The sequence below is a fragment of the Ruegeria sp. CL3 genome (assembly GCF_056536505.1).
This window is the reverse complement of record NZ_JBQFPT010000006.1, coordinates 88,979-107,357: the sequence shown is the minus strand read 5'-3', so window position 1 is coordinate 107,357 and position 18,379 is coordinate 88,979. Positions and strand designations below refer to the sequence as shown.

At 60.6% G+C, this 18,379-nt stretch carries 18 protein-coding genes; 9 read left to right on the top strand and 9 right to left on the bottom strand.

Translation table 11 applies throughout. From position 1 onward, the window contains the following. The first annotated feature begins 60 nt into the window (after positions 1 to 60). The 3 genes from rsmI (at position 61) to gshB (ending at position 2,285) form a co-directional block, all read left to right on the top strand. Positions 61 to 918 carry a 16S rRNA (cytidine(1402)-2'-O)-methyltransferase gene (rsmI, locus tag ACR0NO_RS10540; protein WP_480723909.1) on the top strand — a complete coding sequence of 286 codons (858 nt, stop codon included), beginning with the start codon at positions 61 to 63 and terminating at the stop codon, positions 916 to 918. Between the two features lies 1 nt (position 919). Continuing rightward, on the top strand, positions 920 to 1,291 hold the full coding sequence (locus ACR0NO_RS10535) for a YraN family protein (RefSeq protein WP_170639945.1): 372 nt from the start codon (positions 920 to 922) through the stop codon (positions 1,289 to 1,291). Positions 1,292 to 1,352: 61 nt separating this feature from the next. Beyond that, complete coding sequence (gshB, locus tag ACR0NO_RS10530; RefSeq protein ID WP_170378897.1) at positions 1,353 to 2,285, top strand: glutathione synthase; 933 nt, start codon at positions 1,353 to 1,355, stop codon at positions 2,283 to 2,285. Positions 2,286 to 2,482: 197 nt separating this feature from the next. Here gshB and ACR0NO_RS10525 read toward each other — a convergent pair whose 3' ends face one another. Genes ACR0NO_RS10525 through cobU form a run of 4 tightly spaced genes read right to left on the bottom strand, consistent with a single transcriptional unit; the run spans position 2,483 to position 6,084 of the window. Beyond that, complete coding sequence (locus ACR0NO_RS10525; RefSeq protein ID WP_480723908.1) at positions 2,483 to 3,997, bottom strand: YifB family Mg chelatase-like AAA ATPase; 1,515 nt, start codon at positions 3,995 to 3,997, stop codon at positions 2,483 to 2,485. A 47-nt stretch (positions 3,998 to 4,044) separates the two neighbouring features. Further along, positions 4,045 to 4,929 (bottom strand): glutathione S-transferase, encoded by an 885-nt coding sequence (locus ACR0NO_RS10520; protein ID WP_480723907.1) that lies wholly within the window; start codon positions 4,927 to 4,929, stop codon positions 4,045 to 4,047. Positions 4,930 to 4,987: 58 nt separating this feature from the next. Next, positions 4,988 to 5,566 (bottom strand): histidine phosphatase family protein, encoded by a 579-nt coding sequence (locus ACR0NO_RS10515; protein ID WP_480723906.1) that lies wholly within the window; start codon positions 5,564 to 5,566, stop codon positions 4,988 to 4,990. Further along, a complete protein-coding gene (cobU, locus tag ACR0NO_RS10510; RefSeq protein ID WP_480723905.1) occupies positions 5,563 to 6,084 on the bottom strand; it encodes a bifunctional adenosylcobinamide kinase/adenosylcobinamide-phosphate guanylyltransferase in 522 nt (173 codons plus the stop codon). The genes ACR0NO_RS10515 and cobU overlap by 4 nt, the downstream gene beginning before the upstream one ends. Positions 6,085 to 6,183: 99 nt before the next feature. On the opposite strand from cobU, the gene ACR0NO_RS10505 reads away from it, so the two are divergent. From ACR0NO_RS10505 to ACR0NO_RS10480, 6 genes are all read left to right on the top strand, one after another. Continuing rightward, positions 6,184 to 7,062, top strand: coding sequence for an RNA polymerase factor sigma-32 (locus ACR0NO_RS10505; RefSeq protein WP_480723904.1), 879 nt, complete (start codon positions 6,184 to 6,186; stop codon positions 7,060 to 7,062). Beyond that, positions 7,059 to 7,883, top strand: a complete 825-nt coding sequence (locus tag ACR0NO_RS10500; protein WP_480723903.1) for a ChaN family lipoprotein — start codon at positions 7,059 to 7,061, stop codon at positions 7,881 to 7,883. Before ACR0NO_RS10505 ends, ACR0NO_RS10500 begins: the two co-directional genes overlap by 4 nt. A 63-nt stretch (positions 7,884 to 7,946) precedes the next feature. Continuing rightward, complete coding sequence (coaBC, locus tag ACR0NO_RS10495; protein ID WP_480723902.1) at positions 7,947 to 9,143, top strand: bifunctional phosphopantothenoylcysteine decarboxylase/phosphopantothenate--cysteine ligase CoaBC; 1,197 nt, start codon at positions 7,947 to 7,949, stop codon at positions 9,141 to 9,143. A gap of 16 nt (positions 9,144 to 9,159) precedes the next feature. Next, positions 9,160 to 9,615 (top strand): dUTP diphosphatase, encoded by a 456-nt coding sequence (gene dut, locus ACR0NO_RS10490; protein ID WP_480723901.1) that lies wholly within the window; start codon positions 9,160 to 9,162, stop codon positions 9,613 to 9,615. After that, positions 9,615 to 10,664, top strand: a complete 1,050-nt coding sequence (locus tag ACR0NO_RS10485) for a HesA/MoeB/ThiF family protein (RefSeq protein ID WP_480723900.1) — start codon at positions 9,615 to 9,617, stop codon at positions 10,662 to 10,664. The genes dut and ACR0NO_RS10485 overlap by 1 nt, the downstream gene beginning before the upstream one ends. Before the next feature lie 62 nt (positions 10,665 to 10,726). After that, positions 10,727 to 12,742 carry a M3 family metallopeptidase gene (locus tag ACR0NO_RS10480; RefSeq protein ID WP_480723899.1) on the top strand — a complete coding sequence of 672 codons (2,016 nt, stop codon included), beginning with the start codon at positions 10,727 to 10,729 and terminating at the stop codon, positions 12,740 to 12,742. 134 nt (positions 12,743 to 12,876) lie between these two features. Here the strand turns inward: ACR0NO_RS10480 and ACR0NO_RS10475 are convergent, their stop codons facing one another. The 5 genes from ACR0NO_RS10475 to mreC are packed head-to-tail and all read right to left on the bottom strand — an operon-like array spanning position 12,877 to position 18,338. Continuing rightward, entirely contained in the window at positions 12,877 to 13,809 is a 933-nt protein-coding gene (locus ACR0NO_RS10475; protein WP_480723898.1) for a 2-hydroxyacid dehydrogenase, read from the bottom strand. Positions 13,810 to 13,824: 15 nt separating this feature from the next. Continuing rightward, complete coding sequence (gene rodA, locus ACR0NO_RS10470) at positions 13,825 to 14,964, bottom strand: rod shape-determining protein RodA (protein ID WP_170462716.1); 1,140 nt, start codon at positions 14,962 to 14,964, stop codon at positions 13,825 to 13,827. Beyond that, a complete protein-coding gene (mrdA, locus tag ACR0NO_RS10465; protein WP_480723897.1) occupies positions 14,961 to 16,910 on the bottom strand; it encodes a penicillin-binding protein 2 in 1,950 nt (649 codons plus the stop codon). The genes rodA and mrdA overlap by 4 nt, the downstream gene beginning before the upstream one ends. Continuing rightward, on the bottom strand, positions 16,907 to 17,443 hold the full coding sequence (locus ACR0NO_RS10460; RefSeq protein ID WP_480723896.1) for a rod shape-determining protein MreD: 537 nt from the start codon (positions 17,441 to 17,443) through the stop codon (positions 16,907 to 16,909). The genes mrdA and ACR0NO_RS10460 overlap by 4 nt, the downstream gene beginning before the upstream one ends. Then, complete coding sequence (mreC, locus tag ACR0NO_RS10455; protein WP_170480731.1) at positions 17,436 to 18,338, bottom strand: rod shape-determining protein MreC; 903 nt, start codon at positions 18,336 to 18,338, stop codon at positions 17,436 to 17,438. The genes ACR0NO_RS10460 and mreC overlap by 8 nt, the downstream gene beginning before the upstream one ends. Positions 18,339 to 18,379 lie beyond the last annotated feature (41 nt).

The window sequence follows — 18,379 nt, the reverse complement described above, 5'->3', positions numbered from 1 at the left end:
TTGCGACGCTGCTGTTCTATCGAGCCGCGATAATAAACGTCACGCTGTGAGGGTCCAGCTTTGAATTTCCAAAACATAAGTTTGGCTGCTGGCCTGTACTTTGTTGCCACTCCGATCGGTACGGCGCGCGATATTACGCTCAGAGCGTTGGATGTGCTGGCCTCGGCCGACATGATCGCGGCAGAAGACACCCGCAGCCTGCGCCGGTTGATGGAAATCCACGGTATCCCTTTGGGCGGACGTCGTATTCAGGCCTATCACGACCACAGCGGAGCAGGCGCACGCGGCAAGATCATGGATGCTTTGGCTGCGGGGCAATCCGTTGCCTATGCGTCCGAGGCCGGTATGCCGCTAATCGCCGACCCGGGCTACGATTTAGGGCGGCAGGCGGCCGAGGCCGGGCACACCGTCACTTGCGCACCGGGCCCGTCCGCCGCGCTGACGGCGCTGACGCTGGCGGGCCTGCCAACGGATGCGTTCTTTTTCGCGGGTTTTTTGCCGAATGCGTCTGGCGCTCGTCGCAGCCGAATCGAGGCGTTGCGGGATATTCCCGGAACACTGGTGTTCTACGAATCACCCAAGCGCGTCGCTGGATGCTTGTCCGATCTGTCCGACATCCTGGGCGCCGACCGGCAGGCGGCTTTGTGCCGCGAGTTGACCAAGAAGTTCGAGGAAGTCCGACGTGGCTCTTTGCAAGAACTGGCTGAGGCCTACCAAGACCAAACCCCCAAGGGTGAGGTCGTTCTGCTGGTGGATCGCAGCCATTCGCCAAGCGTTAACGAATCTGACGTAGAAGAGGCTTTGAAACAGGCCTTGCAAACCCATTCGGTTCGGGACGCGGCGGATTTGGTGTCAAAGATGTATGATCTTCCTCGACGCCCCATTTACCAGCAGGCCCTCAAACTGGGAAAGGGATGACATGACGCAGCGTGCGGTGCGGGGGTCGGTATCTTATCATGCGGGGCAATCTGCGGAATTGCGGGTTGCAGCCGATTACGAACGCCGCGGATTCTCGATCGCTCACAGACGCTGGCGCGGTGCCGGGGGTGAGATTGACCTGATTGCGCGGGGTGACGAAGGGCTCGTTTTCATTGAGGTCAAGAAAAGCACCAGTTTCGACAGGGCTGCGGCTCGGATCACCCCACGGCAGACCCAGCGTATCTGCGCATCAGCGGCGCAGTTTCTTGAAAATGAACCCGGCGGGCAATTGACGAATGTTCGGTTCGACGCGGCGCTGGTCGATGGCACGGGCGCTGTTCAAATCATCGAAAACGCCTTCGGACCGGTCTAAGCCCCATTGAACCCCTCGGCCTGCTGCGCCATGTATCTGGCGTGAAGTTGAGGGACATGCCATGAAAATCGCCTTTCAAATGGACCCGATCGGGGCCGTGGATATCAACGCCGACAGCTCTTTCCGCCTCGCGGAAGAGGCACAGGCCCGCGGGCATGAGCTGTTCTTCTACGGGCCGGATCAATTGGCCTATCAGGAGGGGCGGATCACCGCGCGAGGACAAGACATGCAGGTTCAGCGCGTTGCCGGAGACCCCGCGGTCCTCGGTCCCGAGCGTGAAGTTGATCTGGCTGAGTTTGACGTGGTGTGGCTACGTCAGGACCCGCCGTTCGACATGCATTACATCACCTCGACGCATCTGCTGGATCGGTTGAAGGGGCAAACTTTGGTGGTCAATGACCCGTTTTGGGTACGCAATTACCCCGAGAAACTACTGGTTCTGGATTTCCCCGAATTGACTCCTCCGACCACGATTGCGCGGGACATGCAGACCATCAAGGCCTTCAAGGACAAACATCAGGACATCATCCTTAAACCTCTTTATGGAAATGGAGGGGCTGGGGTGTTCCGGTTGGATGCCAATGACCGCAACCTGACCTCGCTGTATGAGCTGTTCACCGGATTCTCGCGCGAGCCGTTGATTGTTCAGAAATTCCTGCCGGATGTGAAGAACGGCGACAAACGTGTGATTCTCGTGGACGGAGAGCCGGTGGGTGCCATCAACCGCGTCCCGGCCGAAGGTGAGACGCGTTCCAATATGCATGTCGGCGGGCGACCCGAAAAGATCGGTTTGACCGAGCGGGATCTCGAAATCTGCGCGGCCATCGGCCCTCTACTAAAGGAAAAAGGCCAGATTTTTGTCGGGATTGACGTGATCGGAGACTACCTGACCGAGATCAACGTCACCTCCCCCACCGGCATTCAAGAGCTTGAGCGTTTCAACGGTGAGAACATCGCCGAAAAGATCTGGCAGGCAATCGAGGCCAAAGTCTAAACGCTACAGGCGTTGGGCGGCGCTTAGCTGTTCGATACGGTCCGTTCATTGGAATGCACGGTCGCACTGAAGGTCGAGTTCCTCGCTTGAACATGGCGCAAGCGGTAAGCTGCCGGACTTGTCTAGGACGACGGCAATGATCAGTTCCGCCGTAGTTTGTATCCCAATCGGCCTCGCAACATACTGAGGGCGAACATCTAACCCATGGCCCGTGCGCTGATCCGAAAACTTAGCGCTTCGGCCACGTGTGGTCGCCGGATATCAGCGGAACTATCCAGGTCGGCTATGGTGCGTGCGACCCGTAGGATGCGATGAAAGGCGCGCGCTGACAGGCCGAACCGGTCGGCGGCCTTGAGCAGCAGCTCTTTGCCCTCAGCATCTGGGGCGGCGACGTCTTCCAGTAATTTACCCTCGATATCAGAATTTTGGCGTACGCCCTCGTGACCTTCAAGCCGAGCGCTCTGAACGGCACGTGCCTGCTCCACACGCGTGGCCACAGTGGCCGAACTGTCGCCAGACGGCGGCAGATCAAGGTCGGTGAACGCTACCGGAGGCACTTCGATGCGGATATCGAACCTGTCCATCAGCGGACCCGAGATGCGGTTCAGGTAGTCCTCCCCACAGCCCGGTGCGCGCGAGCAGGCGCGGGACGGGTCGGTCAGGTATCCGCATTTGCACGGGTTGGCTGCCGCAACCAGCATGAAACGGCTGGGGTATTTCACATGGGCGTTGGCGCGGGCGACCATGACCTCTCCGGTCTCAATCGGTTGGCGCAGGGTTTCCAAAACGGTGCGGGGGAATTCGGGGAACTCATCCATGAACAGCACCCCGTTGTGGGCCAGAGATATCTCTCCAGGTTTTGCACCGCGTCCACCGCCGACAATCGCCGCCATCGAGGCGGTGTGATGCGGTTCGCGAAAGGGCCGCGTCCGGTTGATGCCGCCTTCGTCCAATAATCCGCAGAGGGATTGGATCATCGACGTTTCCAGCGCCTCGATCGGGGTCAAAGGCGGCAGAATGCCGGGCAGGCGCGCGGCGAGCATGGATTTGCCCGATCCCGGCGTGCCGATCATGATCAGGTGGTGCCTTCCCGCCGCAGCGATCTCAAGCGCGCGTTTGGCGCGTTCCTGTCCTTTGACGTCGCGCAGATCGCGGGTGTTGGAGGACAGGCTGACTTCGCCCGGTGTAGCCGCTGCCAATGGGGCCTGACCAGAGAAATGGCGCACCACGTCGCCCAGCGAACCGGCTCCGATGACCTGAGTGGCGTCCACCCATGCAGCCTCGGCGCTTGAGGCGCGGGGGCAGAGCAGGGCGCGATCCTCGGCCGCCGCCGTCATCGCGGCAGGCAAAGCGCCCACGACCGGAACCAGCGATCCGTCCAAGGATAATTCGCCCAAAGCAACAGTGCCCTCGGCCGCGTCTGCCGGGATGATTTCTAAAGCGGACAGGAGAGCGACGGCGATGGGAAGGTCGAAATGGCTACCCTCTTTGGGCAGGTCAGCGGGGGACAGGTTGATGGTGATCCGCTTTGACGGCAAGGCGATGGCCATGGAACCAAGCGCGCTGCGCACTCGATCTCGCGCCTCGGACACTGCCTTATCCGGCAGACCGACGATAGAAAAGGCGGGCAAGCCCGGAGAGACGGCGCATTGCACCTCGACCGGGCGGGCATCAACCCCTTGAAACGCAACCGTATGAGCGCGGGCGACCATGGCAATCCTATTCTTGGTTAACAGGACGTTGCTGCCATGGCGGCGGTTTAGGAATGGTTAACGGCTGCGCGCATTGCGGTGAATTTGGGCCAGGCGTCCGGATCTGCGACTGTTTTGTCGCGGCAGAACGTGTTGCAGAACCCCCAGCGCTGGCCGTCGAGGTCGAGGAAATCGGTAACCGGGTCGCCGGAATACGGGCAGTGCGCGTTGACCGAGGGGCCTTCTTCGGCGGGTCGGGCCTCGGACGGTTCTCCAACGGTCCAGTGGGCCGAGGGGGAATATTCCGGGTAGGGATACGGATTGTATTGAACCGTCAGCCCCATCGCGCGCCATTGTCGGACCGATGTATCCGACAGCAAGCTTAGGCAATAGTTGTGACTTTCGGCTGAGACCGGCAGATCATACCCAATAATCCGAGCCGCGACGGGGGTGTAGAAGACATCAGCCAGCGAGTAGGCACCGAATAACGGCCCTTCTGACGCGCCCGAGATCGCCCGAGCATGCGCCCAAAGAGTCTCAATCCGTGAGAGGTCTTTCAATGTGTCGGCCGACGGCTGAAAACCCTTCCAAACATGCGCCAACTGCATCGGGCATTCACCGCGCAGTGCGGTAAAACCCGCGACCATTTCGGCGCACAGCCAACGGGCCGTTGCGCGCGCGGCTGGGTCTGACGGCCAAAGGCCAGCTTCGGGGTGCCGTTCAGCCAATGTCTCGGCCATCGCGAGGCTTTCGCCCACAACCGTACCATCGGGCAGACGCAAAGCAGGGACCAGACGGGCCGGGGCAAGGGATACCATATCCGCGGCCATGGTGCCGGAATAGAGGCCAACTAAGTGGCTGCGATAGGGCAGGCCGAACTTCTCGAGCATCAACCAGCCGCGCATGGACCAGCTGGAAAACAGGCGGTCACCGATAAAGAGATCATAGGTCATGATCAAAGGATGACGTAGCCGGAAGCGCTCGTAAATCAGTGATTTGTGACCTGCCGGATCACGGAAGATGATTGATGGCGCCGACGGACCATTCGCCCGCGTTATAGGCGATCTGGGTAACCGACAGGTTGTCGATCCGGTGTGAGAAAGCCTGTTGCGCCTCAATATTCAAAGCGCGCTGTACTTGCGTCAGGATCACTCCGAAATGGGCAACAATGACGAGATCCGCGCCCTCATGTGCGGCCATCAGCGCATCGACGGTTTTGTCGACCCGTGCGCGGACGTCGTTCCAGCTTTCTCCGTTCGGAGGGCGCACTTCGCCGGGATTGTCCCAATAGGCAAAGGCAAGCTCGGGGTCTTCGGCTTCGATCTCGGCGAAACCGCGCAGCTCCCATGTGCCGAAGTTGATCTCGCGCAGGTCAGGATGGTGGGGCAGACGCGGGCGCTGGCCTTGGATCGCCGTTGCCGTATCCGCGGCGCGCGACAGGTCTGATGAAACGACAACCGCGTCCGCTGGGATGTGATCGTGCAACCGCTGCAACGCGGCCTGATCGCTTAGATCAGCGGGCAGATCGGACCAGCCGACCATCGTTTTAGCATGGGTAGGACCGTGGCGGACCAGGTGCAGACGCGTCATGGCAAGTGTCCCTTCAAGACCATGGGCAGCCCCGCCGTGACTTGAATCACCAGGTCGGCCTGTGCTGCTAGCGCGATGTTCAGCCGGCCCTGTGCCTCACGGAACCGGCGGGCGAGAGCGTTTTCGGGCACGATGCCATGACCAACCTCATTCGAGACGATCACAAGCTGCGCCGGGCAGCTGCGCAGGGCGCTCATCAGGTGGGCTTGGGCCTGATCCAGATCGTTCTCGGCCAGCAGATGATTGGTCAGCCACATCGTGGCGCAATCAATCAGGCAGGCGTGATCTGGGCTGAGTTCGGCCAAAACCGGGGCAAGGTCGAACGGTGCCTCAATGGTTTCCCAGCCGGACCCGCGTTGTTCGACGTGGCGATCGACCTTTTGCTGCATCTCGCCATCAAACACTTGTGATGTCGCAAGATAGATCCGGTTTTTCCCAGAGGATACAAGTAGTTGTTCGGCATAGGCCGACTTACCTGATGCAGCCCCACCCAGCACAAAGGTTAAATTGGCGGTCACAATTCTTACCTTTCAAGTGATCCACTTGGTGATGATCTGCGTATCGACCCTAAGTCGGCAAGGCAAGCCCGGCTGATGCCTGCAAAAAGGGAGAGTTTCATGGCACTGGACAACGCATCCGATTTCTCGATGTCCCGCAAAGCGATGAAGGCCGAACTGCTGGACGCGGAAACCGAATTGCAACTGGCCTATGCGTGGCGTGACAACCGCGACGAACAAGCGCTGCACCGACTTATCACCGCGTACATGCGATTAGCTATCTCGATGGCGGCCAAGTTCAAGCGCTACGGTGCACCGATGAATGATCTGATCCAAGAGGCCGGTCTTGGATTAATGAAAGCCGCAGACAAGTTTGACCCTGATCGCGGTGTGCGGTTCTCGACCTATGCGGTGTGGTGGATCAAAGCCAGCATCCAGGATTACGTGATGCGTAACTGGTCGATGGTGCGGACCGGTTCGACCTCATCCCAGAAATCTCTGTTCTTCAACATGCGCCGCGTTCAGGCACGGTTGGAACGTGAAGCCGCCACCGAGGGGCAGGAGTTGGATCGGCATCAGCTGCACCAGATGATTGCCACGGAAATCGGTGTGCCCTTGCGCGATGTCGAGATGATGGAAGGGCGTCTGTCCGGCTCGGATTTTTCGCTCAACGCGGTGCAGTCAGCGGATGAAGATGGGCGTGAGTGGATTGATGCGCTGGAAGATGATCGTGAGCAGGCCGCCGAGGCGGTCGAACATCGCCACGACACCGAGCAGCTGCGCGAATGGTTGCTGATGGCGATGCAATCCCTCAATGACCGGGAAAGATTTATCGTGCGTGAACGCAAGCTGCGCGAACCGGCCCGGACCCTTGAAAGCTTGGGGAATGAGCTGGGTTTGTCGAAGGAACGTGTACGCCAGCTTGAGGCCGCAGCCTTCATCAAGATGCGCAAGAACCTTGAAGCCCAATCGCGTGAGGTGCAACACTTCATCGCATGACAAGATTTGCGATTCTGCTGTGTGTGCTGGCGTTTACAGCCAGCGCTTTGCGCCCGGTCCAAGCCGGTGAGTTGATCCCCGAGGATGTCCTCGCAGCTATGCAGGACGCAGATGTGGTGATCCTTGGTGAAATCCACGATAATCCGCGTCACCACCTTGTGCAGACCGAGGCGTTGGGCGCGATTTCTCCGTCGGCGGTGGTGTGGGAAATGGTCACCGAAGAAGGCGCGCAGCGTCTGGCGCAGACCGCCGCCTCCAACCCCGAAGAATTGTCTCGGATCCTGCGCTGGGCGGAGTCGGGTTGGCCCCCACTGAGTATGTATTACCCAGTCTTTCAGGCCTCGGACGCGCCGGTCTATGGCGCCATGGTTCCACGCACAGCTGCGCGCGCTGCGATGGAAAAAGGCGCGGCCACGGCCCTTGGCGCCGACGCCGCACGCTATGGCCTGACCGTTCCACTTTCGCCCGAAGATCAGGCCGCGCGCGAGGCGGATCAACTGGCAGCCCATTGCGATGCTCTGCCAGCCGAAATGTTGCCGCAAATGGTCTCGATCCAACGTCTGCGAGACGCTGTGCTGACCCGTGCGATCCTGCGTGCGGACGAGGAAACCGGTGGTCCGATTGCTGTAATCACCGGCAATGGCCACGCTAGGACTGACCGGGGTATCCCGACCTTTCTGTCGCGCCTGAAGCCGGGGCTGAAGGTCTTTGTGCTAGGCCAGTCCGAAGGCGGCGCAATCGACGGGACCTTTGATGCGGTGATCGACAGCCCGGAAATTGAGCGTGAAGACCCTTGCAAAGCGTTTGAGACGCAGAATTAACCGCTGGAACTACCCGGTGGCCTTGCCTAATGTCGGGACCGACAGGGACGGGAAGGGCTGAACATGCTGGCATCCAAACGCATTCTGCTGATCATCGGCGGTGGCATTGCGGCCTATAAGTCGCTCGATCTGATCCGAAGGCTGCAAGAGCGCGGTGCGCAAGTCACTCCCGTTTTGACCCGCGCCGCCGAGGAGTTCGTGACGCCGCTGTCGGTTTCCGCACTTGCAGGTCAGAAAGCTTATCGCTATCTCTTCGACCTGACCGATGAGGCCGAAATGGGGCATATCCAACTGTCGCGCTCGGCTGACCTGATCGTGGTTGCCCCAGCTACCGCAGATATGATGGGCAAGATGGCGGCTGGTCTGGCCAACGATCTGGCCTCGACCCTTCTGATGGCCACGGACACGCCGGTTCTGTGTGCGCCTGCTATGAATGTGCGCATGTGGGACCACCCGGCGACCCAGCGCAATCTGAAACAATTGCAGCAGGATGGCATCCGCTTTGTAGGACCCAACGAGGGCGACATGGCCTGTGGCGAATATGGTCCGGGCCGGATGTCCGAACCGCTAGGGATCGTTGCCGCCGTTGAGGCGCAACTGGCTGATGGGCCGTTGACGGGTAAACGCATCCTTGTGACCTCCGGCCCGACGCATGAACCCATTGATCCGGTGCGCTACATCGCCAATCGCTCATCCGGGGCGCAAGGGACTGCCGTTGCCTGCGCCTTGGCGGCGCTTGGGGCCGAGGTCGTATTTGTCACGGGTCCCGCCGACGTTCCGCCGCCCCAAGGCGTGCAGGTCGTGCAGGTTGAAACAGCACAGCAGATGTCGGACGCAGTGGATGCGGCACTCCCTGTGAATGCAGGTGTGTTTGCCGCAGCAGTCGCCGACTGGAAAGTGGCCAGCGCCTCGGATCGGAAACTGAAGAAAAGCCGCGATGGTCTGCCATCGCTGGAGTTCGCCGAGAATCCCGACATCCTGAAACGCGTCTCGCAGATGGGTGCGGGTCGCCCTGATCTGGTTGTGGGCTTTGCAGCGGAAACCGACGATGTGATCGACAACGCGACTGCAAAGCGCGCCCGCAAGGGATGCGACTGGATCGTGGCAAATGACGTCAGTCCGGCAACCGGCATCATGGGGGGCTCGGAAAATGCAGTCGTCCTGATTTCGGATCAAGGGGTCGAGAGCTGGCCGCGCATGGGCAAAGACATGGTCGCCGCGCGTCTGGCACAAAAGATCGCCGACGCGCTGGCCGGATAAGACAGAAGGAATACAGATGGTAGCTATCCGCGTGATCCGGGAAGAAGGGGCTGATACCTCGGTTCCCCTGCCTTCATATGAGACCTCAGGCGCAGCCGGCGCTGATGTGCGCGCCAACCTGCCCGAAGGCGCGTCGATTTTCCTGGAGCCCGGACAGCGCGCCCTTGTCCCAACCGGCCTGCGAATCGAGATCCCGGCGGGGTATGAGGTGCAGGTCCGCCCACGCTCCGGGCTGGCATTGAAGCACGGTATCACCCTGCCCAATACGCCGGGGACCATCGACAGTGACTATCGCGGCCCGCTGGGTGTGATCGTTATGAACGCAGGGCAGGACCGGTTCGAGGTCACCCACGGAGAACGCATCGCGCAGCTGATCGTCGCGCCTGTCGTGCAGGCCACGTTCGAGCTGACCGAAACCCTTGGCGAGACCGAGCGTGGCGCTGGCGGGTTCGGCTCTACCGGGCGCGGCTGATGCTGCTGGTTCTGGTCCTTGCTGCGGGTCTTTGGGGCGTCGGCTATATCGCGGGCGTGTCCCGGACGGCGCGTGTGACCTCGGTCAGTGTGCTTATGGCCGGGGTGATCCTGTCGCATTTGGTTTTGCCAAGCGGTCATCCCCTGCGCGAAGCAACCGGAGGATCGGCGGCGCTGTGGCTGATGCTGGCCGGAGCGGCTGCTCTGGTCATGGTCTATGGCAAGGGGCTGAAAGCGCTGCGAAACCGGGCGCAGCCCGAAGCGGATCAGGCCGAGGTCAAACCCTCGGACCGGTTCACTGAGACAGAGCTAGACCGCTACGCCCGCCACATCGTTCTGCGCGAACTGGGTGGACCGGGGCAGAAACGGTTGAAAAAGGCGCGCGTGCTGGTGATTGGGGCCGGGGGTCTCGGCGCTCCTGCCTTGCAGTATCTGGCGGCAGCGGGTGTTGGCACGATAGGGGTGATCGACGACGACGTGGTCGAAAACGCCAATCTCCAGCGTCAGGTCATCCACCGCGATGCCGATATCGGAATGCCCAAAGTGTTTTCGGCCAAGCAAGCGATGGAGGCACAGAACCCCAACGTCATTGTCCTGCCCTACAATCGTCGTCTGAGCGATGATATCGCGAACGACCTTTTGGGCGACTTCGACCTGATCCTAGATGGCACCGACAATTTCGAAACCCGCTATCTGGCCAATCGCACGGCCGTTGCGTTGGGCAAACCGCTGATCTCGGGCGCGTTGTCTCAATGGGAAGGACAGCTGAGCGTCTTCGATCCGGCCAATGATGCCCCCTGCTACCAGTGTATTTTCCCCGAAGCCCCCGCAGCCGGTCTGGCCCCATCCTGTTCCGAGGCAGGCGTGATCGGCCCCTTACCGGGCGTGGTTGGGTCCATGATGGCGGTTGAGGCGATCAAGGTGATCACCGGGGCCGGCCAAGCGCTGCGCGGCGAAATGCTGATCTACGACGCGCTTTATGGTGAAAGCCGAAAGATCACCCTCTCCAAGCGCTCTGACTGCCCGATTTGCGGCGCGGGTGGTGAATAAACGCCGTGTTGCTCTGGATCATCTGACCGGCCCTTCCTAGGTTGTGGCCAAAGGAGATCTGAATGACCAACCCGATCCTGTCCGACTGGACCACCCCGTTCGAAATCGCCCCTTTTGCCAAGATTTCGGATGATGATTTCGCCCCCGCTTTGGATGAGGCGCTGCAGGCGCATAACGCGCAGATTGACGAAATCGCCGCAAACACTGAGGCCCCGAGTTTCGCCAACACGATCGAAGCGCTTGAGGCGGCGGGTGAGCAACTGGACAAAGTGCTGTCGGTTTTCTTTACAGTTGCGGGTGCGGACAGCAATCCGAAACGAGAAGAGCTACAGCGGGAATTCTCGCCACAGCTGGCGGCGCATTTTTCGGGGATATCCTCGAACAAGGCGCTGTTCAAACGCGTGGCCAACCTGTGGGCGCGGCGCGATGATCTGGGCTTGAGCGAAGAACAGGCCCGCGTGTTGATGCTGTCTCATCGCGGTTTTGTCCGCGCCGGCGCGGCGTTGGAGGGCGAGCAGGACGCCCGGATGCAAGAGATCAAGGCGCGGCTGGCGTCACTGGGAACCTCATTCACTCAGAACCTGCTGGCGGATGAGCGCGACTGGTTCATGGACCTGTCTGAGGATGATCTGCAAGGCCTGCCGGATTTCGTTGTTGATGCTGCGCGCGCGGCGGGTCAGGAAAAAGGCGCCGCTGGTCCCGTAGTCACCCTGTCGCGGTCGATCATTGTGCCGTTCCTGCAGTTCTCCCCTCGTCGTGACCTGCGGGAAAAAGCCTATCGCGCCTGGACCGCGCGCGGAGCGAATGGTGGTGAGACTGACAACCGCGACATCGCAGCCGAAATCCTTAGCCTGCGCGAGGAACGCGCCAAGCTGTTGGGCTATGACAGCTTTGCTGACTACAAGCTGGAAACAGAAATGGCCCGCTCGCCCGACCGTGTTCGCGACCTGCTGATGCAAGTGTGGGAGCCTGCGAAGGCGCGCGCCGACGCAGATGCCGAGGTGCTGACCGCGATGATGCAGGAGGATGGTGTCAACGGCCCTCTGGCGGCATGGGACTGGCGCTACTACGCCGAGAAACGCCGCAAGGCCGAGCATGATCTGGATGAGGCCGCACTGAAGCCCTACCTGCAACTGGACCGGATGATCGAGGCCTCGTTCGCCTGCGCCAACCGTCTGTTCGGATTGGAGTTCAAACCGCTAAACGTGCCGCTTTACCACCCCGATTGCCGGGCGTGGGAGGTGACGCGCGACGGCAAGCATATCGCGGTCTTCATCGGTGACTATTTCGCACGTGGGTCCAAACGGTCGGGCGCATGGTGCAGCGCAATGCGGGGGCAGGCGAAGTTCCCCAAGAAACAGGCTCCGGTCGTGATCAATGTGTGCAACTTTGCGAAAGGCGATCCGGCGCTGCTGTCTTATGACGATGCGCGCACTTTGTTCCACGAGTTCGGACATGCCCTGCATCAGATGCTGTCGAATGTGACCTATGAAAGCATCTCGGGCACTTCCGTGGCGCGCGACTTTGTCGAACTGCCAAGCCAGCTCTACGAACATTGGCTGGAGGTCCCCGAGGTTCTGGCCGAGTTCGCCACCCACGCGGACACCGGTGAGGCAATGCCGCAGGAAATGCTGGAGAAAGTTCTGAAAGCCGCGAATTTCGATCAGGGGTTCCAGACGGTGGAATATGTCGCCTCGGCCTTGGTGGATCTGGCCTTCCATGAAAGCGCGGCCCCGGTGGACCCGATGGTGAAACAGGCCGAGGTTTTGGAGGACATCGGCATGCCCGCAGCCATCGGCATGCGCCACGCGACTCCGCATTTCGCGCATGTTTTCGCGGGTGATGGCTATAGCTCGGGCTACTACAGCTACATGTGGTCCGAAGTGATGGATGCCGACGCGTTCGAGGCCTTTGAGGAGGCCGGAGGGGCCTTTGATCCAGAACGCGCCAAAGCTCTGGAAGACAACATCCTATCCACCGGCGGCTCGCGCGAGGCTGAGGAGCTGTATCTGGCCTTCCGGGGTCGGATGCCGGGCGTTGAGGCCCTGCTGAAAGGGCGCGGTCTGATCGCAGCGTAAACTCTTCGCCCCCGATCCTAGATCGCTTCGGGTAAAACCTGCGACACGAATACCCTGCCACGCTTTCAGCGTTCTCGGGACATTCGTGTCACTTGATGATTCAGGTGAAACCCGAAAGGCTTTAGGTCAGGGGATCAATACCCCAGCTGGCGATCCACTAGATGAACAAATGGCTCGCCAGCTTCCCCGCGCCGGATATTTTCGACAATCACCTGCGCCGCTGTGACCGGTCGGGTTTCCGAGGCGATATGTGGCGTCACCGTCACGTTCGGATGCGCCCAATAGGAGTGATCGGCGGGCAGAGGCTCAACCCGGAACACATCCAGCGTGGCATGTCCGATCTGGCCTGTGTTCAACGCCTCCAATAGCGCGTCATCGTCAATCAGAGGCCCACGTCCCGGATTGATGATCCGCGCGCCTTTGGGCATCAAAGCAAGGGTTTCGGCGTTCAGGGTGTTCTCGGTCGCCGGTGTATCAGGCAGCAACAAGACGGCGATCTCGGCCTTTGACAGAGCCTCTCGCAACCCGTCTTCGCCGCTCAGGCAGGTTACTCCGGGGACGTCTTTAGGGGTGCGGCTCCATCCGGTGACGTTGAAATTCAATGCAGCCAGTGCTTGGGCTGCCTCCTGTCCCAATGCGCCAAGGCCCAGAATGCAGACCTGACGTTCGTTCGCCAATGGCGGCGCGTCAGGCGACCACACACCATCTTGCACTTTGATGTGCTGGTCCATCCCCAGATGATAGCGCAGCACATGCCCCACGACCCATTCGGTCATGCCTTGGGTCAGCCCGTGATCCACCATCCGCGCCAGAGGCACGGACAGCGTCTTGTTCCCCGCGATCTTCTCGACCCCGGCCCAGAGACTGAGAACCGCTTTCAGCTGGGTATAGGGCGTGAAATCCAGCAGCCCACCGCTTGGGGCGTAGACGATGTAGTCCACCTCATCCTCGGGGAATTCGGTTGCCAGATTGAACGCGACGCCTGCCTCTCGCAGGCCTTCGGTCAGAAGCGGCTGGTACACCGACCAAAGCTCAGGACGTGCGGAGAACAGGATATTGACGGGCATGGAGGGGCTTTCCGATCAGCGGGGGCGGTGGATATGGGCGCTTTGCACAACGCCGAAGGCAGCCATCAAAACCAGCATGGCCGACCCGCCATAGCTGACCATGGGCAAAGGCACCCCGACAACTGGGGCCAGCCCCATCACCATCGACATGTTGACCGCAAAGAACAGGAAGAAGTTCAGCGCGATCCCCATGGTGACCAGTGACGAGAACCTGTCTTTGGTCGACAGTGCGGTAACCATGCAAAAGATCAGAATCAGCGCGTAGAGCAGCAATAGGGTGATGCCGCCGACAAAGCCGAACTCTTCGGCCAATGTGGTGAAGATGAAATCGGTGTGTTTTTCAGGCAGAAAGTTCAGCCTTGATTGCGTGCCCTGCATGAACCCGCGCCCATTCCATCCACCTGATCCCAGGGCGATCTTGGACTGGGTGATGTGATAGCCCGCGCCCAGCGGGTCGGTAGACGGGTCAAGAAACGTATCGATCCGGCGGAACTGGTAGTCTTTCAACAACTGCCACTCGGTACCTCGGCTGTTGAAGACGGCCGCAATCAGGCCGACCACGGCTGCGATTACGGCTGCGAAATAGGCCCAGTGGACACCGGCCAGAAACATCAGCCCTCCGCCAGCGGCCAGCAGCAGGATCGAGGTCCCAAGGTCCGGCTGGCGCAGTACCATGAAGGTGGGGATCAGGATCAGCACGACTGGGATCAGAACCCAAAGTGGGCGTGAGGTTTTGTGCGAGGGCAGCCAGTCGTAGTAGGCGGCCAGCAGCATCACCAGCGCGACTTTCATGACCTCGGATGGTTGCAAACGCATGAATCCAAGGTCGATCCAACGCTGTGCGCCCATGCCGATGGTGCCGAACAGCTCCACAAACACCAACAGCGCGATCGAGGCCAGGTAAGCCAGTACCGACATGTTGCGCCAGAACCAGATCGGCACCAGCGCGACGATGAACATCACCGTCAAGCCCAGCCCGAAACGTTCGATCTGAGGCTCGGCCCACGGCATCCAAGAGCCACCCGCCACCGAGTATAGCATCAGGAACCCGGCACTGGCTGTACTGATCAGCAACAGCGTCAGCGGCCAGTTCATATACAGGAATTTACGGAACCCCGATGGCGTGGATTTGACCGCATATTCAAGATAGCTCATGCGCGGTCCTTCTCGCTGGGGCGCGCTTTGGGGCGGCGATCGCCCTCGAGCCGTTTTTGCTGTTCCTTGATGCGCTCTCGATCTCCGGCCGGGTAGGCCTCGAGCGGGGGCGTGCCGTTGTAAAGCGCCTGCAGCATGATGTCCCGCGCGACCGGGGCCGCCGCTTTGGAGCCGCCTCCGCCATGTTCGACGACCACCGCGATGGCATATTTGGGGTTGTCGTAGGGCGCGAAGCTGACGAACAGCGCATGGTCGCGCCGTTCCCATGGCAGGTCCTCGTTGCGGATCACACCTGCGGCACGTTCCGCTTTGGTGATGTTGCGTACCTGGCTGGTACCGGTTTTACCCGCCATGCGGAGGTCATCGGCGATGATCCGGCTGCGATAGGCCGTGCCGCGCCGGTCGTTCGAGACCGACCACATCGCCTCGCGGATGTAGTTCAGGTTGGCCGGGCTGATCTCAAGCGGTTCGCCCGCGCCCGTTGGCTGTTCGACCCCATCAATCGAGCGGACCAGTCGCGGTTTCACAACTCGACCGGTGGCGATCCGCGCGGTCATCACGGCAAGTTGCATGGGCGAAGCCAGCATGAATCCTTGCCCGATTGAGGCGTTGGCCGTATCGCCGCTCAACCATTCCTCACCATGGGTTCTCAGCTTCCACTCCTGATTAGGAGCCAATCCTGCCCGAACGGCGGACATGGGGATGTCGTGCTTGATGCCGAGCCCAAGGGTTCGCGACATTTCTGAGATTTTGTCGATGCCAACCTTCAGCGCAACGTCGTAGTAATAGACGTCGCAACTGCGCTTGAGCGAAGTATTGAGGTCGACCGTGCCGTGACCTCCGCGCTTCCAGCAGTGGAAGCGACGACTACCGACCTTTAGATGGCCGGGGCAATAAACAGTGCTGCCGGGGCCAACGACACCGGCCTCAAGCGCGGCCAAGGCGGTCACCATTTTGAAGGTCGATCCGGGCGGGTATGTGCCCTGAACCGTCTTGTTGGCCAAGGGGCGATATTTGTCTTGCGTGAGGATCTGGTAATCCGCGACCGAGATACCACGCACGAAAAGGTTGGGATCGAAACTGGGGGCTGAGGCCATCGCCCGCAGATCGCCGGTTTCGCAATCAATGACAACGGCGGCGGCGCTTTCTCCGGCAAGCCGTGCTTGAGCGTATTGCTGCAGGTCAGCGTCGACCGAGAGTTGCAGATCAGCACCCGGTTGGCCTTCCTGCCGGTCCAATTCGCGCATCACTCGGCCGGTGGCGTTGACCTCGACCCGCTTTGAGCCTGCTTTGCCGCGCAGGTCGATCTCTTGCTTGGCCTCAAGGCCAACCTTGCCGATCTGGAACCGGGGGATGCGCAGCACCGGCTCGGGGTCTTCGATCTGGCTGAGGTCATAGTCGCTGACCGGGCCGACATAGCCGACAATATGGGCGAAATCCTCGTAGCGCGGGTATTGCCGGGTTTGGCCGACCTCAGGCGTGACACCTGGTAGGGCCGGGGCGTTCACTGCTACTTTCGAGATATCTTCCCACGTCACCTGATCGACCAATGTGACCGGCAGGAACGGGGCCGAGCGGCGCATTTCCGTGCGTGCGCGCTCAATCTCATCCTCGTTCAGCGGGATCAGGTCCGAGAGTTTGGCGATCACCTTGTCGATGTCACCGGCATCCTCGCGCACAATTACGATGCGGTAGGAGGGTGAGTTCTGCCCTATGACCTGCCCGTTGCGGTCATAGATGCGCCCCCGCGTCGGCGGGATCAGGCGGATGTTGATGCGGTTTTCTTCGGCCAAAAGGCGATATTCATCCGCTTGATCTACTTGCATGTACCGCATGCGTGCGGCCAACCCGCCAATGAAAACCGCCTGTAAACCGCCCAGCAGCAAGGCCCGCCGGGGCAGACGTTTATAGGCGACACCTTCGCTTTTGATCTTGCGTTGTTTCATGCACGCGCCCCTGCCGCACTGGCATCCGCCGCCGAGACGCGGCGTACGCCGAATACACTTTGAGACAGTAGTACAATGACTGGATAGGCGAGAATTGTCAGCACAAGCTGGATCATAACCGGTAACAAAGCCGCCTGATCAACAGACAGGATTGCAAGGATGACCCGGTTGCCCAGAAAGACGCCAGCAACGACGGCGCTGACTGACATCCATTCAGCCACAAAGCCCGCATCTCGCATCCCAGGTGCCGCAGACCGCAAGTAAGCCGCGCCCAGCACCACCAGTGCGGCCAATAGGCCCGGAGGGCGTTGCAGCAGCAGATCGGCCAGCAACATGACCAGCGCAACCAATAGGGTCGGCACATAGTCCGGCCGACGGAGCACCCAAGCAAAGGTCAGGACGATCAGAAAGTCCGGAAAAGGCCAGCGATCCGGCTGCGTGTCCAGCGGTAGCAGATGCAGGAACAGAACAAACACCGCGAGCGCCCCGTAAAGACCGCGCATTGCCCATTTGTGAGAGGCCGGTTTATCCATCACCAGCTTCCTCAGGTGACAATGACGCGGCGGGGCGTGAGGGGCCAACGATCTGCCCCGGATCGCGGATTGTAGGGGCCGAGTTGTAGCGAAGAACGCGCAGGAACTCCAACCGTTCGAAATCGGCGGAGAGACGCACGCGCAGGCGCCCTCCGGGGTCGGCGGCGATCTGGCCGATCAGCAGACCTGCCGGAAACACGCCGCCATCACCCGAGGTCACGACTCGGTCGCCGGGGCGCACAAGCTCACGGTTTTCCAAAAACTCGACCGATGGGGCCGGGGTATTGTCGCCCGTGATCAAAGCGGTCTGGCCCGAGGGCTGGATGGTTGCGGGAATGACGCTTGAGGCGTCGGTCATCAGAATAACGCGCGCTGTATCCGGCCCAACGCCCGAGATACGGCCAACCAGACCGATCCCGTCCATCGTGGCCCAGCCATCAACGATCCCGTCCCGCTCCCCCACATTCAATAGCACCGACTGCCGGAAGGGCGAGCCGCTATCGGCCATCACAACGCCGGTGACATAGGTCAGGCGAGGATCAAGCCGCACATTGTTCAAATCCAGAAGCCGCGCGTTTTCCTGTTCCAGCTGCAACGCGGCCTCTTTCCAGGCGCGCATCAGCCGCAGTTCCGAGCGCAGCTCGCGGTTCTGCTCGCTCAGGCTTTGATAGCTTTGGAAATCACGGAACAGGTTGACGGTCGCGGTGACCGGAACCATGGCCCAATCCATCGAGGGCACAACAGCATCCACAACCTGCGCGCGGAACCGTTCAACCCGAGGGCTGTCGATCCGCCAGACGATGAAGATGCCCAGCAGGCACAGCACAACGATCCCCAGCAGCAGACGCCGCAGTGGGGCTGTGTAGTCATCGCGCTGTGATCGGTCTTTTGCCACAGGTTACCTTCCCGTGCTGCTCGGGCCGAGTTTACCCTATT